The organism is Candidatus Izemoplasma sp., from assembly GCA_036172455.1.
Lineage (GTDB): Bacteria > Bacillota_I > Bacilli_A > Izemoplasmatales > Izemoplasmataceae > JAIPGF01.
Genome location: JAXKVY010000008.1, coordinates 1 through 21,978, shown reverse-complemented (window position 1 = coordinate 21,978; position 21,978 = coordinate 1). Strand labels below are relative to the sequence as shown.

28 protein-coding genes, 2 tRNA genes and 2 riboswitches are annotated in these 21,978 nt (G+C 32.4%); of the genes, 23 read left to right on the top strand and 7 right to left on the bottom strand.

Annotated elements, in window-relative coordinates:
- Positions 1–133 precede the first annotated feature (133 nt).
- Positions 134–262 carry a hypothetical protein gene (locus UMR38_08250; protein ID MEC9485837.1) on the bottom strand — a complete coding sequence of 43 codons (129 nt, stop codon included), beginning with the start codon at positions 260–262 and terminating at the stop codon, positions 134–136.
- 291 nt (positions 263–553) lie between these two features.
- Between UMR38_08250 and UMR38_08245 the strand changes: the two genes are divergently transcribed.
- From UMR38_08245 to UMR38_08205, 9 genes are all read left to right on the top strand, one after another.
- Entirely contained in the window at positions 554–1,228 is a 675-nt protein-coding gene (locus UMR38_08245; protein ID MEC9485836.1) for a DUF3800 domain-containing protein, read from the top strand.
- Positions 1,210–1,716, top strand: a complete 507-nt coding sequence (locus tag UMR38_08240; protein MEC9485835.1) for a hypothetical protein — start codon at positions 1,210–1,212, stop codon at positions 1,714–1,716. Before UMR38_08245 ends, UMR38_08240 begins: the two co-directional genes overlap by 19 nt.
- A 690-nt stretch (positions 1,717–2,406) precedes the next feature.
- Entirely contained in the window at positions 2,407–3,306 is a 900-nt protein-coding gene (locus tag UMR38_08235; protein MEC9485834.1) for an alpha/beta hydrolase, read from the top strand.
- 433 nt (positions 3,307–3,739) lie between these two features.
- A riboswitch (cyclic di-GMP riboswitch) is annotated at positions 3,740–3,817 on the top strand.
- A gap of 64 nt (positions 3,818–3,881) precedes the next feature.
- Positions 3,882–4,475, top strand: coding sequence for a hypothetical protein (locus UMR38_08230; GenBank protein ID MEC9485833.1), 594 nt, complete (start codon positions 3,882–3,884; stop codon positions 4,473–4,475).
- A 54-nt stretch (positions 4,476–4,529) separates the two neighbouring features.
- Positions 4,530–5,063, top strand: a complete 534-nt coding sequence (locus UMR38_08225) for a hypothetical protein (GenBank protein MEC9485832.1) — start codon at positions 4,530–4,532, stop codon at positions 5,061–5,063.
- Positions 5,064–5,104: 41 nt separating this feature from the next.
- Complete coding sequence (locus UMR38_08220) at positions 5,105–5,416, top strand: carbohydrate-binding protein (GenBank protein MEC9485831.1); 312 nt, start codon at positions 5,105–5,107, stop codon at positions 5,414–5,416.
- An 86-nt stretch (positions 5,417–5,502) separates the two neighbouring features.
- A complete protein-coding gene (locus UMR38_08215) occupies positions 5,503–6,030 on the top strand; it encodes a signal peptidase I (protein MEC9485830.1) in 528 nt (175 codons plus the stop codon).
- A gap of 18 nt (positions 6,031–6,048) precedes the next feature.
- A complete protein-coding gene (locus UMR38_08210) occupies positions 6,049–6,624 on the top strand; it encodes a hypothetical protein (protein ID MEC9485829.1) in 576 nt (191 codons plus the stop codon).
- A complete protein-coding gene (locus tag UMR38_08205; protein ID MEC9485828.1) occupies positions 6,621–7,178 on the top strand; it encodes a signal peptidase I in 558 nt (185 codons plus the stop codon). Before UMR38_08210 ends, UMR38_08205 begins: the two co-directional genes overlap by 4 nt.
- Positions 7,179–7,240: 62 nt before the next feature.
- On the opposite strand, the gene UMR38_08200 is transcribed toward UMR38_08205, so the two are convergent.
- Positions 7,241–7,747 carry a hypothetical protein gene (locus UMR38_08200; GenBank protein MEC9485827.1) on the bottom strand — a complete coding sequence of 169 codons (507 nt, stop codon included), beginning with the start codon at positions 7,745–7,747 and terminating at the stop codon, positions 7,241–7,243.
- Positions 7,748–7,771: 24 nt separating this feature from the next.
- Positions 7,772–7,846, bottom strand: a riboswitch (cyclic di-GMP riboswitch).
- Positions 7,847–8,050: 204 nt separating this feature from the next.
- Between UMR38_08200 and UMR38_08195 the strand changes: the two genes are divergently transcribed.
- From UMR38_08195 to UMR38_08160, 8 genes are all read left to right on the top strand, one after another.
- Positions 8,051–8,650, top strand: coding sequence for a carboxymuconolactone decarboxylase family protein (locus tag UMR38_08195; GenBank protein ID MEC9485826.1), 600 nt, complete (start codon positions 8,051–8,053; stop codon positions 8,648–8,650).
- 57 nt (positions 8,651–8,707) lie between these two features.
- Positions 8,708–8,923 (top strand): hypothetical protein, encoded by a 216-nt coding sequence (locus UMR38_08190; GenBank protein ID MEC9485825.1) that lies wholly within the window; start codon positions 8,708–8,710, stop codon positions 8,921–8,923.
- Between the two features lie 235 nt (positions 8,924–9,158).
- A complete protein-coding gene (locus UMR38_08185) occupies positions 9,159–9,668 on the top strand; it encodes a GNAT family N-acetyltransferase (GenBank protein MEC9485824.1) in 510 nt (169 codons plus the stop codon).
- A gap of 96 nt (positions 9,669–9,764) precedes the next feature.
- Entirely contained in the window at positions 9,765–9,935 is a 171-nt protein-coding gene (locus UMR38_08180; GenBank protein ID MEC9485823.1) for a heavy metal-binding domain-containing protein, read from the top strand.
- The gene (locus tag UMR38_08175) at positions 9,932–10,477 is read left to right on the top strand and encodes a heavy metal-binding domain-containing protein (protein ID MEC9485822.1); all 546 of its coding nucleotides are present in this window, start codon (positions 9,932–9,934) and stop codon (positions 10,475–10,477) included. The genes UMR38_08180 and UMR38_08175 overlap by 4 nt, the downstream gene beginning before the upstream one ends.
- 78 nt (positions 10,478–10,555) lie before the next feature.
- On the top strand, positions 10,556–10,765 hold the full coding sequence (locus tag UMR38_08170; protein ID MEC9485821.1) for a PLDc N-terminal domain-containing protein: 210 nt from the start codon (positions 10,556–10,558) through the stop codon (positions 10,763–10,765).
- Positions 10,762–11,661 (top strand): ABC transporter ATP-binding protein, encoded by a 900-nt coding sequence (locus tag UMR38_08165; protein MEC9485820.1) that lies wholly within the window; start codon positions 10,762–10,764, stop codon positions 11,659–11,661. The genes UMR38_08170 and UMR38_08165 overlap by 4 nt, the downstream gene beginning before the upstream one ends.
- Positions 11,658–12,425 carry a hypothetical protein gene (locus tag UMR38_08160; GenBank protein ID MEC9485819.1) on the top strand — a complete coding sequence of 256 codons (768 nt, stop codon included), beginning with the start codon at positions 11,658–11,660 and terminating at the stop codon, positions 12,423–12,425. The genes UMR38_08165 and UMR38_08160 overlap by 4 nt, the downstream gene beginning before the upstream one ends.
- 80 nt (positions 12,426–12,505) lie before the next feature.
- On the opposite strand, the gene mgsA is transcribed toward UMR38_08160, so the two are convergent.
- From mgsA to UMR38_08145, 3 genes are all read right to left on the bottom strand, one after another.
- Positions 12,506–12,868 (bottom strand): methylglyoxal synthase, encoded by a 363-nt coding sequence (gene mgsA / locus UMR38_08155; protein ID MEC9485818.1) that lies wholly within the window; start codon positions 12,866–12,868, stop codon positions 12,506–12,508.
- A gap of 13 nt (positions 12,869–12,881) precedes the next feature.
- Positions 12,882–13,028 carry a hypothetical protein gene (locus tag UMR38_08150; GenBank protein ID MEC9485817.1) on the bottom strand — a complete coding sequence of 49 codons (147 nt, stop codon included), beginning with the start codon at positions 13,026–13,028 and terminating at the stop codon, positions 12,882–12,884.
- Positions 13,029–13,101: 73 nt separating this feature from the next.
- Entirely contained in the window at positions 13,102–13,413 is a 312-nt protein-coding gene (locus tag UMR38_08145) for a hypothetical protein (GenBank protein ID MEC9485816.1), read from the bottom strand.
- A 144-nt stretch (positions 13,414–13,557) separates the two neighbouring features.
- On the opposite strand from UMR38_08145, the gene UMR38_08140 reads away from it, so the two are divergent.
- From UMR38_08140 to UMR38_08120, 5 genes are all read left to right on the top strand, one after another.
- Complete coding sequence (locus UMR38_08140) at positions 13,558–13,923, top strand: metalloregulator ArsR/SmtB family transcription factor (GenBank protein MEC9485815.1); 366 nt, start codon at positions 13,558–13,560, stop codon at positions 13,921–13,923.
- A gap of 1 nt (position 13,924) precedes the next feature.
- Positions 13,925–16,327 (top strand): heavy metal translocating P-type ATPase, encoded by a 2,403-nt coding sequence (locus tag UMR38_08135; protein MEC9485814.1) that lies wholly within the window; start codon positions 13,925–13,927, stop codon positions 16,325–16,327.
- Positions 16,328–16,735: 408 nt separating this feature from the next.
- A tRNA-Tyr gene (locus UMR38_08130) sits at positions 16,736–16,819 on the top strand.
- A 9-nt stretch (positions 16,820–16,828) separates the two neighbouring features.
- Positions 16,829–16,903 (top strand) — tRNA-Trp (locus UMR38_08125).
- A 768-nt stretch (positions 16,904–17,671) separates the two neighbouring features.
- Positions 17,672–19,468, top strand: coding sequence for a hypothetical protein (locus UMR38_08120; GenBank protein MEC9485813.1), 1,797 nt, complete (start codon positions 17,672–17,674; stop codon positions 19,466–19,468).
- 69 nt (positions 19,469–19,537) lie between these two features.
- Here the strand turns inward: UMR38_08120 and UMR38_08115 are convergent, their stop codons facing one another.
- Both UMR38_08115 and UMR38_08110 read right to left on the bottom strand, forming a co-directional pair.
- The gene (locus UMR38_08115) at positions 19,538–19,735 is read right to left on the bottom strand and encodes a 4Fe-4S binding protein (protein MEC9485812.1); all 198 of its coding nucleotides are present in this window, start codon (positions 19,733–19,735) and stop codon (positions 19,538–19,540) included.
- 138 nt (positions 19,736–19,873) lie between these two features.
- On the bottom strand, positions 19,874–20,953 hold the full coding sequence (locus UMR38_08110; GenBank protein ID MEC9485811.1) for a TMEM165/GDT1 family protein: 1,080 nt from the start codon (positions 20,951–20,953) through the stop codon (positions 19,874–19,876).
- Between the two features lie 192 nt (positions 20,954–21,145).
- Here UMR38_08110 and UMR38_08105 point away from each other — a divergent pair, with 192 nt between their 5' ends.
- A complete protein-coding gene (locus UMR38_08105) occupies positions 21,146–21,733 on the top strand; it encodes a hypothetical protein (GenBank protein ID MEC9485810.1) in 588 nt (195 codons plus the stop codon).
- Positions 21,734–21,978 lie beyond the last annotated feature (245 nt).

Below are 21,978 nucleotides of genomic sequence, written 5' to 3'. Positions count from 1 at the left end.
TGAAGGGTTCTATAATCGAAAAAGGATCCACGGATCCATCGATTATTTAACTCCTCATGAAGTTCATTATTCAAAGAGAGAAATTCTTACTTAAGGTGTCCACTTTCTTGACATAGATACATTTACCTATAAGCTATCTTTTAGAGAAGGTGAAAAAGGTAAAGATGGTGAAAATGATGAAGATTGATGAAGCTGTTGTGATTGTTGCTGTTAGTGTTGTCTCTATTACTAGTAGTTTTGGTACGCCGTAGCGAGCTGCCATATTTAAACTTCCAACTTATACTGTCGGGCTAACGCTGTTTCGAAACAGTGCCGATAAACCTCAAAAGAGATTGTACTACCTTTTCCTCAGTAGCCAGCTTATGTCATGGAAGTCGATTCAAGTGTTTTTGTTTATCAATTCTGGAACGTCCACTTTACTTTCACCCTAACTTTCGCAGTTGTGCCAGTAAGGGGACCAATTGTTTTTTAAATGAGTACATCTTTAGAAGTTGTAAGTTCTTGTCGAATCATTTTAAATAATATGTTAAAATATTATTGGTGAGGTGATTTCATGTACTCTATATTTTGTGATGAATCTAGACATTTAGAGAATGATGAGCACAGTCATATGTTGATTGGTGCTATTTTATGTGAGACGGGCAATGAAAATCATTATAATAATATTATTAAGGGTTTAAAAGAGAAACATGGAATGAATAAGAATACCGAGTTAAAATGGACAAAAGTATCTTCAAGATACTTGGGGTTATATAAGGATATTATTGACTTTACATATGATAATCCAATCTTCATCAGAATTCTTATCGCAGATAAATCAAATCTGGATCATAACCGTTTTGAGCAAACACACGATAAATGGTACTACAAAATGTATTATCACTTACTAACTTATTTTGGGTCTAGGTATGATTCGTTATATAAAGTTTATTTAGATATTAAAGATACCAACACCCATAAAAGGGTAGATAAGCTAAATAAGATTCTAAATTATCAATATGCAAGTGAGTATATTGTGAAATCTGTTAGATCTCACGAGAAACAATTTATACAAGTAATTGATTTAATAATTGGAGCTGCAGGTTATAAATATAGTGATAAAAAATCGAGCGAAGCTAAGTTGGAAGTAATGAATTATTTAGAGAGTAAATTTGGAGTTAATTTTTTTAAGAAAACAGCTTACCAATCACAAAAGATAAACATTTTCACATGGAATGGAAAGAAGTAACTATGTGCTTTTGCAAACTACTTCCAGAACCTTATGATTATCACTCCTATGAAACAGAAGAAGAATTCATGTCTGACATTTACGATTATTTCCAAAGGACATTATTTAATAACAAAATAATTTTTAAGACAAAACCAGTATTTTTCTTCGTTAGACCTTTAGAAGAAGATCGTGAACAAGGATTTTATCATATTACAACTTATGGAAAAAAAGGATCTAGAACGCTTGACGTTTATAGGGCTACAAGAATAAACTGGATAAAACCCATAATAGATAATTACAATTGTACTTTTAAATGTTGTGAGGGGATATTAAATTGGGTTAATCCAGAAACAAAACGCGAACATATTTATATGGTTGAGGATCGTTTCGTTATTGTTCTTAAAGAAAAAAGGAATGTTTTTGAACTAATAACAGCATTTTATGTTCCTGAAAGCAATACAAGACAACATAAGAAGTATTTAGAAGATTATTTTAAGTATGGATAAGGGTCATATTTGACACTTTTAGTATAAGGTGGTATAATACAATTAGCTCATCTACCAATAGTCGTAGAAGGAGATATTAATTTAGCTAGCCGGTAAAGCGGATAGCTTTTTTACTGCAAATTTTTAAATAGTTAACTATATTTATGGATGTCAAAAATTCTGCTTAGCTTTTTATTGCTTACTTATTTAATTATACGTAATAATATATACAAATTTTTTTAGTGCCAAAACAGAATTTCTTGTTTTTTTCTAAAATTAATTGTATTAATTAGGTAAGAGAGTATTCTTTGCTTTATCAATATTGCATAGTGCAGAACTAAAAGCAGCAGATTTCTCAAATAGGATATGAAGGTTATCTTATTAGTAGATAATATTGAAAAAAACAAGTAGCGAATCAAAATTAGGGTCATTTTTAGGGTCATTGCTATATATAATAGTTTAATATGGCTTTATTAGTACTTTGTTAATAGTTATTATACATGCCTTTCACGCATGCATTCAAGTGTTCGAATCCCGTACGGGTCACCATTTGATTATAAACAAGCCATCAAGGCTTGTTTTTTTATTTTCATGTGGATAGTTATCTTGTATAATTGATTTATAGAGGGTGATTACATGAATAAGCATAGGAGATATGTACTAAAGAGTTTGCTAATCATTATGATATTATCTCTTGTTCTAGTGGTATCTATGATTAGACCTAATGTTGATTTAGACACACTAGAAGACGAGTACTTTACTGAGCATTCACATTATATTGATGTGTCTATAGAAGAAGACAATACATCGTTTCCAGTACAAATTCATTACCAAGATCTAGGCGCATTAGAGGATCCGGTTATTTTGCTTATCCACGGGTCTTTCTCGTCATCACATACCTTTTTACCCTGGGCTAATAGTTTAGTTGAAAAAGGATATCGTGTAATAATGCCTGACTTACCATATTTTGGGTTAAGTGAGGGTTTTAGTGATCATATAACCAGTTATGAAAGAAGTGCTAAGGTAATAAAATACTTGCTAGATACGTTGAATATTGATAAAGTTGAGATTGCAGACAATTCTTTAGGAGGAGCAGTCGCGTGGTATTTTACAAGTGATTATGAAAGTTATGTCAGAACATTAACATTAATTGATGCTGTGTATCCACAAGAAATAGAAGATAATTCTAAATTAAAAGATACAATGAAAAATGAGTGGTTAGCTGAACTGCTAAGCCTTATGACACCAAGGTTTATTGTAAAAAGGTTTTTACTAACTGCTTATGGGAATGATACAAATATGACTGAAGATATCTTGGATCGATATTATGATTTATTGCGAAAAGACGGAACACGAAAATCAATACTCATTAATACACGGGTTAGACAAACACAAGATTTTTATGAAGAAAAGCTTTCTAATATTATTGTACCAAAATATATTATGTGGGGTAAAAAGGATAGTTGGATATCTGTTGAAACAGTTAATTTATTCCAAGATACAATGGATATTCCAGAAAAGAATATTATAATATATGATGATCTTGGTCATGTTCCGATGGAGGAAAATCCATCTGATACACTTCTCGATTTTCTTAGTTTTATCGAATAAAGGCATCGAACTTTAATTAAAATAACACAAATTTTTGTGTTATTTTATTATTAATTACATGTTAATTTTATGTTATATGTTGCCTGTTCTTCAATTAAAGTTATTTATTTAATCTAGTATCACAAAAGATATCAAGATGTATTAATTTAGATTAATTACAATTCATAAAAACGTTTTTGAGCCTTTAAGATACATATGGGATTTCCCTATTTTAAGCAAATATCCACTTTTAAAAAATATTGACCACCCTGACTTTATATGCTCGTTTTGACTATCTACATATTCCTTTTGAGCCTTCTAAGCATATAAAATTTACTGATTTGATACTAAAAATGGGTGTTTTTAAGAAAAACGAAATAATTGACTATTTTAATCAAAACCCTTGACAAATCATTTTTACTCGGATATAATTGTACTCGAACAATAAAAATTTATATGAAAAAGGCAATCCTTATAGAAATATTAGGTGCGCAAAACTATAGGGCCTGTAAGATGGCAGCCAGTTACCATGTGAAAATATGGTAACTGGTTTTTTATTAGTTATACATATTTGAATGGTTAGGTTGTGATATAGGATGACACGTAAAATGATACAGTTGTCATCAATAGGGTTTCTACTACTTGGTTTGATCTTTACAACAAGTTCTGCTTTTGCATATTGGAATGACGTAACAACATCTCGAACCGTCGAGTTGGTTACCGTTGGAGAACCTGTTAGAATCACATTTGAAACGGTGCAAACAGTTGGCGAGAATGTAACACTGGTTCCTGAAGGTCGCGTTATAACAAATGATCAAATTGATTCGGCTGAATTTATATATGATGTTGGGGTATCAGAAGAACTCTTAAAGGTTGTCTCGCTTAATATATATGTAGATAAGATATTAATAAATGGCTTGACAGAATATAGTCATCTAATTCAAGTAAATATTTTAAATCAAGGTGACAAGGCTTCTATTGATATTGAAAATGATATCGTTCGCATATTCGTAAAAGTGACCTTATTAGAACCCATTGATGCGGAGGAAGCATTAGAAAAAGGGTTAGATGAATCAACAATAAATGTCGAAGACTCAGAAGTTGCTTTTAATACGATTACGGGACAAAATATAAGTTTTGAATTGATATTTGAATTAGAAGAAAAAGACTCTTTTGATAACAATAATTAAAATTAATTATATAGATAAAAAAATAAAATTTAAAAACGAAAAGGAGAAATTAAAATGAAATCAAAAAAATTAGGAATTGCATTATTAGTCATGCTAGCATTAGTAGTAACAACGGGAACATTTGCGTATTGGGCAAGTAACGTAACTGGAAATAGTACATCAGCAACAGGAACTATCACAGTAGGTGACGGAGATAGTGTTACAACAACAGTTAATGTCGCAGACGTTATTGACGCATCAGGAAATAAATTAGTACCAGTCGGATACGAGAATGCTGGAGAAAATGAAGTTAGCTCTTTAACGTTAACATTTGATGTTAACTGGGTTAGTTCTGGAACTGCGGCAAGCGGTGTTGTTGGTGATATTACATTAGGACTTACATCAGCAACAAATGCATCATCAGCAGATGTAACAAGTTTATTTAGTGCTGCATTAACCGGTGGACCATACACTGTAACAACGGATGGATCAGCAACTACTGTAAGTGTTACAATTACGTTAACTGAACCTGCAAATGCAACAGAATATAATTCAGTTGCTGCACAAGATATTGATCTAGCGCTTACTTTCACTGTTACACCTCAATAATAATTTATTATACTTAAATAATCACAGAAAGAGGTGACGTTATGAAAGTTAAGAAAACACTGTTGGCCCTAACTTTAGCAATAATGGTTGTATTTTCAGTTTCAAGCGTCACTGATACAACATATGCTTATTGGGCAAGTAATGTGACGGGTAATAATAACACCGCAACCGGGACAATCACCATTGGTGACTGGGCAGCTTATCCAGTGTGGGATGCGAATACATCTTATATTGCTGGGGACATTGTTACTTATAACGGAATGTACTATGAAGCTAAAAAAGATAACATTGGGTATGAACCTACTATAACACCTGGATGGAACGGGCGCTGGACTGAAGTTATCGTACAATGAGGATGAATAGGCACGATGATAATTCGTGTCTATTTTTTTAGAATATGCTATAATAAGAGCCATAATGGTATTAGGAGGATAAAATTGTGAAAAACATCAAAGAAAATATTAAAATCATCTTAAGTGTATTTGTCATAGGGGTATTATTGCTTTACATTGTTTTACAATTATTTGTACCGGATATGACAATTAAAGTATTTGGTTTTAAACCATATATCGTTGTGACAGAAAGTATGGAGCCAGTTTTGGATGTAAATGATATGGTCGTGACTCGCCAATTCGATCTTGATGAGGCAGAAATTGGGGATATTATTACCTTTAATGCAGACATAAACTATGATGGCACACAAGAAGTTGTTACCCATTATATTTATCGTATTGAAGAAAACAGTGGTGAAACGATTATTCGAACGAATCGTTATTTTGATGATTCTGAGACAGTTGTGCCTGATACCTGGCAATTAACTGAAGATGATGTTTTAGGGACACATTGGTTTCAAATCCCATATATAGGTATGGTGACTGAATTTTTAAAAAGCACTATTGGGTTAATCACAATTATTGTAAACGTAGGTATTATTGCGACAATTGTATACTTAATTAAGAAAGACTAATTGCTGGAGGCAGTGCTTATGGTAGAATCTATAACAAAACTATATCGGCGAATTAAGGTTAGACTTAAAAGCTTAAATAAGCAAGATATAAAAAAACATTTGCTTCTTTTTAGTGTCGTTGTCATTGTTGTTCATGGGTTCTATGTGACCCTTATTTATGTAGATAGAGACTATCAGTTTAATATATTAAATAAGACATATGTAAGTGCTGTTGCACCTGGACAATCGATAAACGATGTTTTATATACGGATGTTATAGTGATTAGAGACTTAACAATCGATACTCTTAATTCTGGAGATAAAATTGTAAGTTATGGAGATTATGGAGTGGAAGAATACTGGGTCATGCAGGTAGATAGCATAAATGAAGAAATTAATACGATCACGTATACTTACGATGGCACAGTAGCTTATACCGCAACAGATGATGATATTATTGGTGCTTATGCTCGTTCGGCTAACTTAATAGGCACAGTGTATTATGCGGCCACATATATTAGAGGCTATGTGCTATTAGTTCTGATTCATTTATTTTTTATTGCCATGGTTTATTTCTCAACATATGAACATAAAGAGGACAATAAGGTATCATGAAATTGTTTAAGAATGTGACAGTATATTTGATTTACGGAGTACTTATTGCGTATATTTTAGTATCCATCATTATTCCAAAACAAACAACTGATATTTTTGGTGTACGTTTCTTAGTTGTGGTATCAAATAGTATGGAACCAAAGATCAATGTCTATGATATGATTTTGATCAAAGATGTTCAAAAAGATGCGTTAGATGAAGAGGACATTATTACTTTTGAAGCCTATATTCCAGAAGTAGGAGAAAGACATTATGTGACGCATTACTTAAAAGAAATTAATACCAATAGTTCAGGGGATACTGTTTATGAAACACAAGGGTTAAACGCATCTTCTGATACTTATGATGAGTGGACAGATGCAGAAGGGAATCCTGTTTCTATAACCTATCAAGATATTGAAGGTGTATATCTTTTTAAAGTTCCTTATATTGGCCGCTTTGTTTTCTGGTTAAAAGACCCCATTTTCCTATTAATGCTAAGCATAAACGGAGCAATCTTTTATTTGTTATATCGACAAATAAAACATTACCTATACAAAAAAGAAGCCGATTAGTTCATTTTATTGAACTATGGGCTCTTTTTTGAACTTATATAAACGAAGGGTTTTAGGGTGGTTTAATTAACGAAGAAATAGGTTTCAAAGGTTAGTGAACCACCAACCAATTGATAGACTATTGTTTTTGACTGTGGTTCATTCATTGAAACTTTCACTGTAATACGCACTGTCTCAGTGTCTTCTGCTTGGCTAAATAATGTTTTATTATATGTGCCATCAGACAATGTTTCATAGGTAACATCAAAATTAAATAATCTTTCTAAGGTCTCAGTATCTAAGTTACCTTGTGTGAAGCCTAGATCTTCAATTTGGGCATATAATGTATATCCTTCTTTGACAATGACATCATATTGATAACTAACATAATGTACATCATCAAGTCCTCTAACTTGTGTTAACGGAATGATGGTTTTATTCTGTTCACTGACTAGTGTTTCTTGAGCAATATAAAAGTCAGATGGGTTGTTTAAATAGACATCATCATTGTTAGATACATTAGCGTATATAACTGTAGTACTAGAAAGTACTAAAAAAACCAAAACTAGACCGATTACGAATTTCTTCATAATATCACTTCCATGTTCTTATCATTAGGTAACTGGCTGTCTTCGTGAGACCCTATAGCTTTCCGTCACAGAATCGCTTCTGCTTTGGCTTTGTCAAATGCAAGACCATAGACATATCCATAGTTTTGATTTGATTACTTACAGTATACCTCTTTTATTACTATCTGTCAACTTTCTTGAGTAAAACGACGATATTTTTCTTATTTATAATAGTGTATAATGCAAAGGCTTTTATTTAAAAATAGTTTCGTTTCAGAACTATAAATTAAGCATTTATGTTACGGTACTATTGAGGTGAGCACCATGAAAAAATCAAGAGTTTTTAAAATAAAAGAGCAGATCAAAAATATTTATAATGCTACTAAGGCGTTTGTGTTATTAAAACGCTCAAAGAGAACACGTTTAATGACGAAACCTTTAAAAGAACGGATTATGCTTGCGGTTACATCTGTTAATGGATGTAATATGTGTTCATATGTCCATACTAAAATAGCTTTAAAAAGTGGTATGTCTAGCAAACAAATTCAGGAATTATTATCAGGTGATGATACTAAGGTACCAGAAGAAGAAGCTGTTGCTGTCGCATTTGCGACACATTTTGCAGACTCAAAGGAATCGCCAGAAAAAGAGGTTATTGACCGTATTATTAAGGAATATGGGAATCAAAAAGCAACCTTAATTTTCGCTGCTTGTCAAATGATTACAATGACAAATGGTATGGGAATTGCCTTAGATGATTCGTATCACAGAATTAAATTGAAAGGTAATAAAGAATCTAATATTGTAATTGAATTACTAAATCCTTTATTAACAATGCCACTGTTTATTCCTCTAGTTATCTATCACTTTATCGGGAGTTTATTGCCTGGGAAAATTTCCTTTAAAGAAATTGAAGTTCATTAAGTAGAATCAAGCGAATCATTTGATTCGCTTTTTTTATGCCTTCTTATGGAAGAGGTTATGCCTAAGTTTGAAGGTAATCTTGTACTTGGGGGAATGAACCATTATAAAACATTCCTAGCGGAAGCAGAAAAAATCTCATTTGAAAACGTTACTAAGTATGACCGTCAATTAGATGAATTATTTGGTAAATATGTAAATGGATATAAAGAAGGCGAGTATACGACTGTAGCTGAAGCATTCCAAGCATTCTATTCTGAATTGCGTACAACTTAAATGGAAATCTACAGAGATAGTGGATTACCGTATCAAGACTAATAATCTAATAATTAGATTCTACTAATAATAATTGTTTAAAAAGCTCCTTGCCTGATAGGGTTTGGAGCTTTTTATATAGAGGTATTAACATAATAGTTAGTCTAGTTTTTAGAGAATTTTTGATAACAGGGTTATCATTTAAAAAGCCTTTAAGATAAGTGTATGTTATAATGAAGGTAGAATGGAGGTCAAAATGTATCAGTTTAGTAAATGTAACTATAATGATTTAGAAGACATCAACCGACTTATGGCATCAGTGGATGTGGAAATTAGTAACCCCAATATTTTTGTGAGTGATGATGAAACATTTGTCAAACGTCATATTAAAGATGATGGATTTATTTTAAAAGCCATGTCTGATGACGAAATGGTTGCTTTTTTACTAGTTCGATATCCCAAAGATGATCCAGATAACTTAGCCCGTGACATTAAAACCATTGACGAAGAAAAGTATGAGCATATTGCACATATGGAAAGTGTCGTTGTGGCGAAAGATCACCGTGGAAATAATTTACAGTATAAACTTATTGTCGAAGCTGAAAAGATACTAGAAAATGAACATATTGAGTATAGTATGGCAACGGTATCACCGATTAATAAATATAGTCTTATCAATTTTGTCAAAGCGGATTATGTTGTTACTCGGGTTAAAAACAAGTATACGGATGTGAAACGTATAATTCTTAAAAAAGATATTGATTAAGCCAATATCTTTTTTTAATAATCAAAAATAATATTATTGAATTAAAAATAAATAAAAGATATAATTAGGGTATAACATTTTCAGAAAGGGGTTTATATGATTACACGTAAAGAATTAATCACATTGGACTATTATCCAAATGAAGAGATTGATGAAGTATTAGGATATGTAAAAGGTTCTACGGTTCAGACTAAAAATATTGGCAAAGATATTTTAGCAGGATTAAAGACCTTAGTTGGGGAGAAATCCATTCTTACACTGAGATGATGACAGAAGCACGCCAGATTGCCACAGAAAGATTACTTCAAGAGGCGGACGAAATGGGTGCAGACGCAGTATTATGTTTTCGCTTACAGACATCTCAAGTAATGGGTGGAGCTGCAGAGATTATTGCCTATGGAACTGCGGTAACATTTAAAAAAATAATGAGAACACAACATATCATGGAACAAAAACCCAAATTATTAACGATTATTGGGTTAGTTTTTGAGGGTGTCGCAGTGATTAGTATGGTTTTCTTTACCTGGATTTTATTAACATTTACAGAGTCTAAATTATATGCGTTGATTGAGGTAGATACTACCCCTAGTGAACTAGAAGAGATTGAAATGGTCTTATCATTTATTCAAACACCAATACTTGTATTAGCCATTATTATGGCAATTTTACTGGTTGTTAACCTCTTTTGTTTACGCTATTACTACGAGGAAAGTTCACACATGAAACAGCCAAAAAAGTCTATTTATATCAAGCAATTATTGGAGGAATTAATATGCTTTTTAATCAAATTACCGGCATCTTATATTTGATTTCCGGAGTGATGGGATATAGTGGCCATACCGAGTTAACAAAACACAATATTAGAGAATGATTATAGGAGGAAGTACATGGAAGGATTAGAAACATTTATTGAATTACTGCCATTATTAATACCAATAATCTTAATCGATGTCGGTATTCGTATTTACGCATTAGTGGATTTGCTGAAACCAGACCGAATTGTTACCATCAATAACAATAAGATTGTTTGGATATTAATCATTGCGATTGTGAATTTTGGTGGCTTTATTTATTTATTGTTTGGAAGAAAATCATGAAACCAGCAATTAAAATTACAAATCTCACTAAGTACTATGATGACTTTTTAGCGTTAGATCACATAGATTTAACGGTTAATCAAGGGGAAGTTTTTGGCTTTATAGGTAAAAATGGTGCCGGTAAAACAACAACTATAAATTTGGTTTTAAGTTTATTGCATGCTGATGATGGTAAGATTGAAATCTTAGGTAAGCCTATTATTGATAAACGGACATATAAGTATGATATTGGGTATGTTCCTGATGTGCCTGTTTTTCCCCATTATCTTACCGCAAGAGAATATTTAACATACACTTGTGATATGTTGGAATATACCGTTAACGAAAAGTCACTAATAGATACATTAGATTTTGTGGGTTTAAAAGAAACAACAAAGCAAGTAGGCTCATTTTCACGGGGAATGAAACAACGCCTTGCCATCGCACAAGCCCTTGTGCATGACCCAGAGATTTTATTAATGGATGAGCCCACAAGTGCCTTAGATCCGATTGGACGTAAAGATGTGTTAGATATTATCTTAAAGTTAAAAGGCAAAAAGACCATTTTTTATTCAACACATATTTTAGAAGATGCTGAAAAGGTATGTGATCGAATCGGTCTTATTGATCACGGACAAATCAAATTGGTAAAATCTATTATGGATATTAAAAATGACTTTATTCAACCCATGATGATTATTGATGCAAGAAACAGTGACAAGCTAATATCATCCTTAAGTGCACTTGAATATATCAAAAGTTACCGAAAACACCCGCAAGGGGTCCTTGTTGAATTCACATCGTCTATAGAGAATAACACCGTGTTAAAAGATTTAATGAGTAAGGACATTGTCATCACACGGTATGTCCCTTACTTACCCTCATTAGAAGATGTATTTATAGAGGTGACATCATGATCAAATTATTAAAATATGATGTATTATTTTTAAAACGTACGGCCAAGATGATTGTCTTTCCAGCACTCATTGTGCTAATGTCAATTGTATCCCCTCTAACTGCTAAATATATGAATCAACTATTATTGAGTATACTTGAAGATACCGGGGTTAATATCACATTGCCAGACCCTGTCTTATTAGATAGTTATATTCAATATATGAGTGACCTTAATGAAATAGTTTTACTTGTGGTATTGTTTGTCTCAGTGAGTATCTTTATCAGAGATAAAACAAAAGATTTACTGCCACTGATATTCAGTAAACCAGTATCACGAGTTAAATATCTGATGTCTAAATATATTAGCTTTAGTGTACTTTTATTAGTTAGTTTTATAATGGGATATCTTGTATTTACCTACTATACATATTACCTGTTTGATGGTTTATACTTTGTAGAGGGATTTATCGCAATCATGCTTTATTTTCTTTATTTGCTCTTTTTAATCAGTATTGCGATGTTGATGAGTATTTTGTTTAAAAACTATATCATGGCAATTATTATGACTTTCTTAGCCTATATTGTCTTTAGTGTCTTATCAATCTTTGAAAATGTCGCCATCTTAAAGTATTTTCCAAACTTGCTTAATAATTATGCGACAACCTATTTGTCAATGGGGGAGTTCCCAGAAGAACTTGGGATAACCGTATTACTTACAATGGTATTTACTGGTGGATTACTTTATCTTTCTATGATTATTTTTAACAATCAAGAAATTCAATAGAGTGAGCAAGGACTGTGAACACGCAGTCCTTTTTTCATATAAAAAAACGGTTATATCAAATGATATGACCGTTTTCGTTTTTATTTTAAGGTTTTAAAGAACATCTCTGCGGTGTTGATGTTTGATGCTAGTGGTATCTTATAGACATCACTCAAGCGAAATAATCCTTGAACATCAGGTTCATGTGGCTGTGCGGTTAATGGATCACGGAAAAACAAAATAATATCGATATCTCCATTTGCCACGCGAGCTCCAATTTCCTGGTCACCACCAAGTGGTCCACTCCGGTAGCAATGAATCACCAAATCGGTTGCTTCCATGACTTTATGTCCCGTCGTACCTGTTGCGAATAGTTGGTGATTTTTTAAAATATTTTCATGTTTTTGACAAAATTGAATCATTTCTTTTTTCTTCTTATCATGGGCTATAATAGCTATTTTCATCAAGTCACCTCATTTAAATTAATAAGACAAATGCAGTAAGTGCCAATAGAATCAATAATACAAACGGCAGCAGTGCAAACAGATATTCCTTGTGGGATTCTCTTTCATGCTCCTCAGGAGTATCATTATCAAAATATTTAAATTTGTTTTTTTCAGACATACTAAAACTCCTATCAACTATCTATTATATCATTAAATAGCATTATATAAAAAGAAAAACCGAAATTTTTGGTTTAACTATGATACATATCGATTAATCGTGCAATTTTATTATAGTTTATATAACGAGACTCTCTTAGTAACTCTTTACCCTCGCTAAATATGAGTACAGTTGGGACACTAAAGATAAGATGATCGCCTCTAAATTGATCAATATCATCGATATAAATGGCGTATCTCTCAATCTTATCAAGGTTTGAAACGTTTCGTATTAATGTATTTTCGATTGTATTACAAATCGTACAACTGTGGCTTTTAGCAATAATCATCACAAACTCTTTGTGTAAGACTTCATCTATCATCTCTTGGGTTGTTAATACTGTCATAATGACACCTCACTTTACTTTCAAGTTAGTATACTAACAATCGTGTATTTTGTCAATCTTAATACCTTTTTCTAGAGTAAAAAAAATGTATATTACGTGCATGTAATATTACAATAGTGTAATATATCAGTGGAGGTGACAATTATGCAAAGTATGGATACCTTGAAAGCGATAAGTAATGACACAAAACTTAGGCTTGTTAGTTTACTTTTAGAGAATGAATTATGTGTCTGTGAGTTAGAAGAAATTCTAAACATTAAACAAGCAACTATATCACGCAATTTAAGCCGATTGAAGGATGCCAATGTTGTTGATGTTAGGCGTGAAAAGCAACGCGGTTTTTACTATCTGACAGATCAGTTCTTGAATCAACATCATTTTGTTGAGCATATCAAAGAGTTACGATTAAAAGAGTTACAATTAGAAAAAGATTATAAAGCGTTTCTCGAACATAAAGCCGTAAAAGATGAAAATATTTATGTTTGTAAAGCGTTTAGAGAGGTGAGTTAATATGACAAAAAAAACAATGCGCGTTGATGGAATGACATGTGCAATGTGCGCGAAAACTATTGAGAACACATTTGCCGATCAAGAAGGTGTTACTGCAAAAGTGAATGTTGGAGCGGGCAAAGTTATTTTCAATTATGATGAAGCGCAATATAGTTTTGTCGATTTAGCCAACATGGTTGAAGCAGTTGGGTATGAACCCGTCTTAGAGGAATCATTAGATGACAATAAAAAATACCGTAAAAAATTACGGATTGAAATTTATATAGCCGTTATTTTCAGTATTCCACTGTTATGGGCAATGTTTAGTCATATTCCTGGCTTTGAATTTGTCTATGTACCAGCGATTTTAACCAATGGAATATTTCAGTTAATTGTGAGTGGGGTTGTACAGTTTTATATCGGGAAACGATTCTATATAGCCGCATACAAAAGCTTGAAAAAGAAAGTACTAGGTATGGATAGCTTAGTTGTTATGGGGACAACAAGTGCCTACTTATATAGTATGTATCTGTTATACGAACAACTATTTGTCAATCCAAGTATGCATCCAATGTATTATTTTGAGATTAGTGCATTAATCATTACCATGGTTTTAGTGGGTAATTATATTGAGCATATAGCAAAAGAGAGAACGACTGATGCATTAGTAGAATTGGTTAACTTGGGAGCTAAAGAAGCCCGTGTTATTCGTAATGATAAAGAACAAATGGTAGGAATTGACGAGGTATATTTAGGCGATAAAGTTGTTGTCTTGGCCAATGAAAAGATTCCGGTTGACGGTAAAATCATCAAGGGATCAACCTATATTGATGAATCGATGATTACAGGAGAGAGTATCCCTGTTTTAAAAGATGAAAATAGTGATGTAATTGGTGCAACCATCAACTTACGAGAGAAAATTGTTATTGAAGCAACCAAAGTTGGGGCAAACACAATGCTTGCTCAAATTATTCAGACTGTTGAAGATGCCGCAAGTGAGAAACCACCAATACAACGTACGGCTGATAAAATAGCCGCATACTTTGTACCAATGGTTGTCAGTATTGCGATTATTAACTTTATTGTTCAATTTGGATTACTAGGATACACATTTGAGACAGCCTTTACACGTACAGTAGCGATACTTGTGATTAGTTGTCCATGTGCGTTAGGACTTGCGACACCAACAAGTATTTTAGTTGGAAATGGAAAAGCTGCACAAAACCATATCTTATATAAAGGTGGAGAATTCTTTGAACTTGCGAATAAAATCGAAGCGATTGCCTTTGATAAGACAGGAACATTGACTAATGGTGAACCTATAGTGACAGATTACTTAGGTGATGAATCTGTTCAAGAAATGGTGTATGCGATCGAAAAAGAGTCCACACACCCCATTAGTCAAGCATTTATAGAGTTTTATGAAAAGCATCATTCTAAAGGGACAGACTTAGAAATCTCTCAGTATGATACGATTAAAGGAAAAGGTATCAAGGCGACAGTAAATAATAAAAAGATTCATATTGGTTCGACAAAAATGGTGACAGACTTAAGTCTTGATAATCCATTTGAAGCAGAAAGTTTAACATTACTAAACCAAGCGAAGACAGTTAACTTTATTATTGTTGATGATAAGGTCGTAGCGCTTTATGGGGTTCGTGATGAAATTAAAGATACCTCAAAAGATGTTATTAATGAAATGAAGAAACGCGGGTTAACACCGTATATGATTACCGGAGATAACCAGCATGTTGCCAATGCTATTGCAAAAGAATTAGGTATTGAGCATGTATATAGTGAAGTATTACCTCATGAGAAAGCAGATATCGTAAAAGAAATTAAAGCAACAGGCAAAATAACTGCCTTTGTGGGAGATGGAATTAACGATGCGCCTGCTTTAAAACTTGCGGATGTTGGTATTGCGATGGGACATGGTACAGATGTCGCAATCGATAGTAGTGATGTTACGTTAATGAGTTATGATTTAGGCCTTGTTATTAAAGCAATAGATATGTCGAAAGCAACGCTTAAGAATATTTATCAAAACTTTGGATGGGCATTTAGCTATAATGTCATAGCCATTCCATTAGCTGCCGCAGGATACTTATCTATGGCACTGGCCGCAGCTGCAATGGCATTCTCATCCATTACTGTGGTGCTAAACGCACTCAGATTAAAACGTTACAAATTACCAGAATTTGAAAAAGATAATATAGAAGAAAGAGGTCAGAATATGAAGTTAACAGTATCTAACATGACATGTAACTATTGTAAAATGACCATTACTAATGCGTTAAAAGCAGAAGGTATTAATGACATTAACATTGATTTAGACAACAAAATTGTTGAATTAGATCCTGTCGATAAAACCCTTGAAGATATTAAAAAAATAATTGAAGACAAAGGTTACGACGTAGAAGGATAATCAGTTAACAACCATCCATCTAATTGGATGGTTGTTTTTTTGTGTAGTATACTAATTAAGACACACTCAATTAGAAATTTCGCATTGTCATTAGTTTAAAAACGATCATTGTAAAGATTCAACAATAAAGATTGGTATACATATCATTATTGCTTTATCTGCATTAACAGTCTTAATCTCCGTTTATATTAATAAGCGTAAATTAGCTAGAAATCTTAGTTATACTATATTAGCTGTCATTATTGTTTACATCTTTTTATTTTTATTAGTAGAATTTGGCGTAAGTTAGGGAATAAAATCACGATGAAACATCATTTCTCTTAATGATGTTTTTTCTTTGCTTTTCTGGTTGATTTTATAATGAGGGTTTGCTATAATATAATAGCGCTAAAAAAGAGCGCTATAGGTGGGCGGGTAGCGAAGTGGCTAAACGCGGCAGACTGTAACTCTGCTCCTAACGGTTCGGCGGTTCGAATCCGTCCCCTCCCACCATTTCTTTTTAGGGGTGTGGTGTTAATGGTAGCACACCGGTCTCCAACACCGTTAGTACGGGTTCGAATCCTGTCACCCCTGCCATTTAATAAATTAGAGAAGTCTTTTTAGACTTCTTTTTATATGTTTATTTTTAATAGATGTGTAAATATATAAATGATAAAATATACGGTGTCATTTTACATAAGTATTTGGTTTTTGTTCAATCTTTTACTCAGTGCTTTGAGGATAGGAAATCTCTAGACGTTTATCATATTTAATAATATGCCTTTTGGAAACTCAGAGATTTTTGTTAAGCTCTTTTATTATGTGATTCCATTAACTCTAATTTTAGCGCTTTATAAGTGCAAAAGAGTTAAAGAAGTGTAATGTAACTTAGTGGTTCTTATAAAATTGAAATAGTCATAAAGAGTGAAAAATCTTTTTAGCTTACTCACGAAGTAATTCTTTTGAAGTCTTTTATTATGTGTGCATTGTTTTGGTACGCTCTAAAATGGCTTCTTTTTAGTACATGATTATTAATGTTGAAAAAGTACTTGTCACTATGTGATACCAAGTGTGTATTTTGGTATAATTAATATTGAAGGAGTAATGATAAAAGAAGAAAATTCAGTTTAACATTATCTATGTTATTGGAGGTAATGATCTCATTGCTGGGGATCTTTTTTTATTATATTAGTAAGAATGTTTATTTATCTTCAGATATGCTTTATCCGTTTAGTGAGATTATAAGTCTACCACTGATTATAGTCTTTTTTGTATTCTTTTTTCATCTTTTATCAAGCTGTAACGATTCTCGAGAATGGTTACAGATATGATATAATGGAGTAAAACTAGTGTAGGGGAGATAAGATGATTAATTTCGCAACGATCAGTACATTTTTATTTACAATTTTATCTGCATTCTATTTTAACAAAAGCAAAACAATAGAGTTTAATACCAAATATGCATTCGAATCCATTTTAGATGGGTTGTTTTCTTTTGCCATCATATATGCCATCTTTTTACAAGGTTGTATGAGAAACTTGTTTATTTTTGTAATATTACTCGTGGTCTATTTCATGTTTGCATACATCCGATTTAGAAGCGAGCATATAATTGATGATTTTTTACTCCAAGTTGAAACTGTGAAAAATATTATATTACTATTTATACGTAGTTTACTTCTATTTTTTGTATTGCTAACAATTTTTAGGTTTTATAATGCACCCGTTCAAATCATTTTTGCCACTGGAATTACTTATGGGTTTAACAAGTTGATAAACATAGGTCGAGAACGGATTAACGCCTATATAACTAATATCTGGCTATATTTATTCATTAATTCAGCAGTTAAATTCGTCGCAATTGGGGTAGTTATTGCTGCGATCGTCGGACAATTCTTTATCTTTAACTATCCCGTAGAGGAATTCACCAAACACTTAAATTTAGAAGATCGTAGTCCTATTTACAATGTTACGGACCACAGTTATAATTTAATTAATAACTTTAAAAATAATAAATCGGAAACCATATATATAGAGGAGTATACGTACAGTTCACTGTTTCAAGATAAGAGTATACTAATGGATGGTGATCATGCTTACTTGGCATCATTCGGATTATTTAAGTATTTTGACAAAGTACAAGTTGTTAATTTAGATGATGAAACTTTAGTCAATGATGTAAGACAGTCTTGTGAACGAAGTGACAAAAACAAGGTACCTATTATTGGGTATGATTCGGGATTTTTTAATTACAATCAAAGTGTGTTTATCAGTGGGCGATGTAATTTGTATCGTATAAATGATTCACAACAAATAACAGAAATGCTAGATGCGTCAGTTTTAAAAAATGGGTCACTTTTTTATAATGATGATACATTAAATTATATTGTAAAAGAAGATGATATCACTTATTTAATGTATCAATTCATTGATTCAGAGTTTGTTTATGACCGAACAATAGATTTATCTGAATTACCATTTCAAAGAATCGTGATTATTAATCAAGAACCTTATTACGCTACATCTGATCAGTACATAAATGCGTATGACCTTTCAATGTCTTTCCCTAATTACTCATCAACATTAGCCATCCATGAAAATATCGTTTACTATAGTCGGTTTAATGAAATAAATCAAACAACTGAGTATGTTAAATACAATATTGATACAGAAGAAGAGACGATGGTTTCACAGGGACCGAGAGGTAATAGAAGACTAATTTTCAATGATGGATACTTGTATCTCTTACCACTAGAGTTAGGGAATATTCAAATAATGGATTCTGACCTTAATGTTATTGCTAATATTAATCAATTCGAAAGCGATTCTTTTGTTTCTAAACCAGAAGCTATCAAAGATGCTATTTTTTCATATACTGCTACTGACGAGGGACTAACCTATGTTCAATTAGACCGATATTATGAAAGTACAAAGTTATTGTTCAATGATGTCAATCTTAGATCCGTCGACCTTAAGTTAACATTTTACTCATTTTATGGTCTATCAACGCTTTTTACTATCCTTTTAACATCGTTGATTCCAATCACGAATAGTGATGAGGATGTTAATGATAGCGAGTCTGTTGAGATAAAGAATGATAAAAAAGATGGCTTAGAACAAGATAGAGAATTTGATCCTAAGCATCATTGGTTCCATCACTAATATTAACTATAAACAAAAGAAACCACAAATTTTTAATCAGTGGTTTCTCTATTATGTATTTCCTTATGTTTATCCTGTAGCTTCTGTCATTGATAAGGCGTTTGTAGGGCAAGCATATAAACAACCCCAAGCATTATCACACTCAATGTCAGTTGTGTATGCTTTTTTAAATTTACGATCTATTTTTAATGTACCGGTTGGGCAAATTCTACTACAGATTGAACATCCAATACATTTATCTTCATCAACTTTTACAGTATAATTCATTGCTGTCACCTCCAAGCCAAAAGTTAGTATACTAACTTAAAAATGGTTTGTCAATTGTGTCTTAAATAAAAGTGTTTTCACTATATTAGATTTCATTGATTGAAGATAATGAGGAAATAAAAAAATCTAAGATTCAACTTAGATTTTTTGGTTCAGGTGCTTTTTATAATTATCTATTGTTGTCTTATATTCTTCATAAGTGCTTACGTCAATATCTTCTTGAAATAGTAAATGATCGAGATTATGTCGTATAAGATGAAGAATATGGAAATCGGGATCATCCCAATGGTCTTTAATTTCTTCTAACGTAATATCAATTGCTTTTAGGATGTCTTCAGGAGCAACATCTTTAAAGATCTTACGACTTAAGTTCGTGACATCAATCGCTTTACCTTTTTTCGATTGTTCGATCAAGAATTTAGTATGACCTATGATACAGTCCTTACCTTTACAAACGCCACAGTAATCTTCACCAAGGCATATGACATCCAAGGCACTCTCCATGGCCATATTATAGTCATGTAAATGTTTTGCGACACGTTGGAAGACAGTTAGCTCTTCTTGACGGTAAATCACAATACTGCGTGCTAAAATGACAAAATATGTTATGACGATTAGACTGATTATCATAGTATAGGTTAGAGGTGGGATATTGGTCGCATCATACGCTTCGAAAAGTTTCATTAACCCATAGCCAATAAATAATGCACTTGATGCGATACGTATATAATAATCCGGGACTTTTTCACCCAGTTTTTGTCCAATAAGTATACCTAAATAAGATACAAAAAGCATCGCACTAACAGATCCAAATAAAATCAGAAATGGTGTATCGCTATTACTTGCGAACGCCATTGTCGCAAGTTGTGTTTTATCTCCTAGTTCGCCTAAGAAGAAGGCAAGTGATATCGTAACGATTGGTCCATAATTAGAACGTTTTGATGAAACATCTTCACCGCGGTCAAACAAAGTGAGATATGAAAAGGTAATAAATACAACACCTACTAAGTAGGTAATATAATGACTCACGATAACAGTACCTAAAAAGATTCCGATTAATACAGCAAATAGATGGTTAATTAAAATACCAATAAAGACACCAATCAAAACGTGTTTAAGACGGTATTTTGTCGCGAATGACATGGCTAGTATTTGTGATTTATCACCCAACTCAGCTATAAAGATGATGCTAAATACTGTCATAATATCTAAAAACATATAATCACATCCTTGGTCCGCATAGTATTCTATCAAAAATCATGACTTTATACAATGAGTAATTTCATGTCATGTCTATGGAAAGTGTTTGTAATATGATGTAATTAAGCAAATATCACGTAATAATCTAATAATCCCCAAAACATAAGATTTTTTAAGAAAAAAATATAAAGAAGGTAGGATATAGACATCATGAAATTACTAAAAATATATCGAGAGTTCAAGGCATATGATGGTGGCGTTCTAAAGTTTAAGGATCAGTTTAGGCAAAAGACTTATTATTTTGAGTTAGATTTCAATACATTTTATCCCCTATTTAAGACAATTATTTTTCCATGGCAAGGGCAGAAGGTTATTGTATTGAGTTCTAATGGATGTCATTTAATATTTGATACATTAGATAAGTGTGAGACTGCATTAGATGTTAATAACCTATCATCAGGTATGTTAGTTAAGCAAGATTCAAACACACTTGGCATCTGTGATCGCAACTTTTTTATTCAACTACTCGATGACATGCGTTGTCCTGAAAAAACAGAGACTGATATCCCTGATATTACCACTTCATCTAGCTTGCAACACGATATCAACCATATCGAAAGTAGTGGCAACAAATACTCAAAGAAAACCTCACCACTAGGCCGTAAAAAATCTTCATCAAAGCCTCATTTTGATTGGGCGGAAGCCTATGAGGAAGGACTTCGTATCTTTAATGATGATGAGGACGAAGCGGAAGCTTATGCAGATGAACGTAAAAAAATTGGAACCTATTACGAATAAAAGGATATCACTAGATATCCTTTCAGACTGTTGACAAACACCACATTAATAAAAGAAAATCGATTATGATTATCAAATCATAGTCGATTTTTTGTATTTTTAGACTACATTGCGAAAAGCAAAACTTTTCTAGTCCATATTTGATAATCTTTCGAGATATCTTGCTGCTTTTTTAAGATTCATACATCCTAAAGTGAGTAAGATATGATTTCTTACTCTATTTCTACCCCTTAGATTGGTGTATC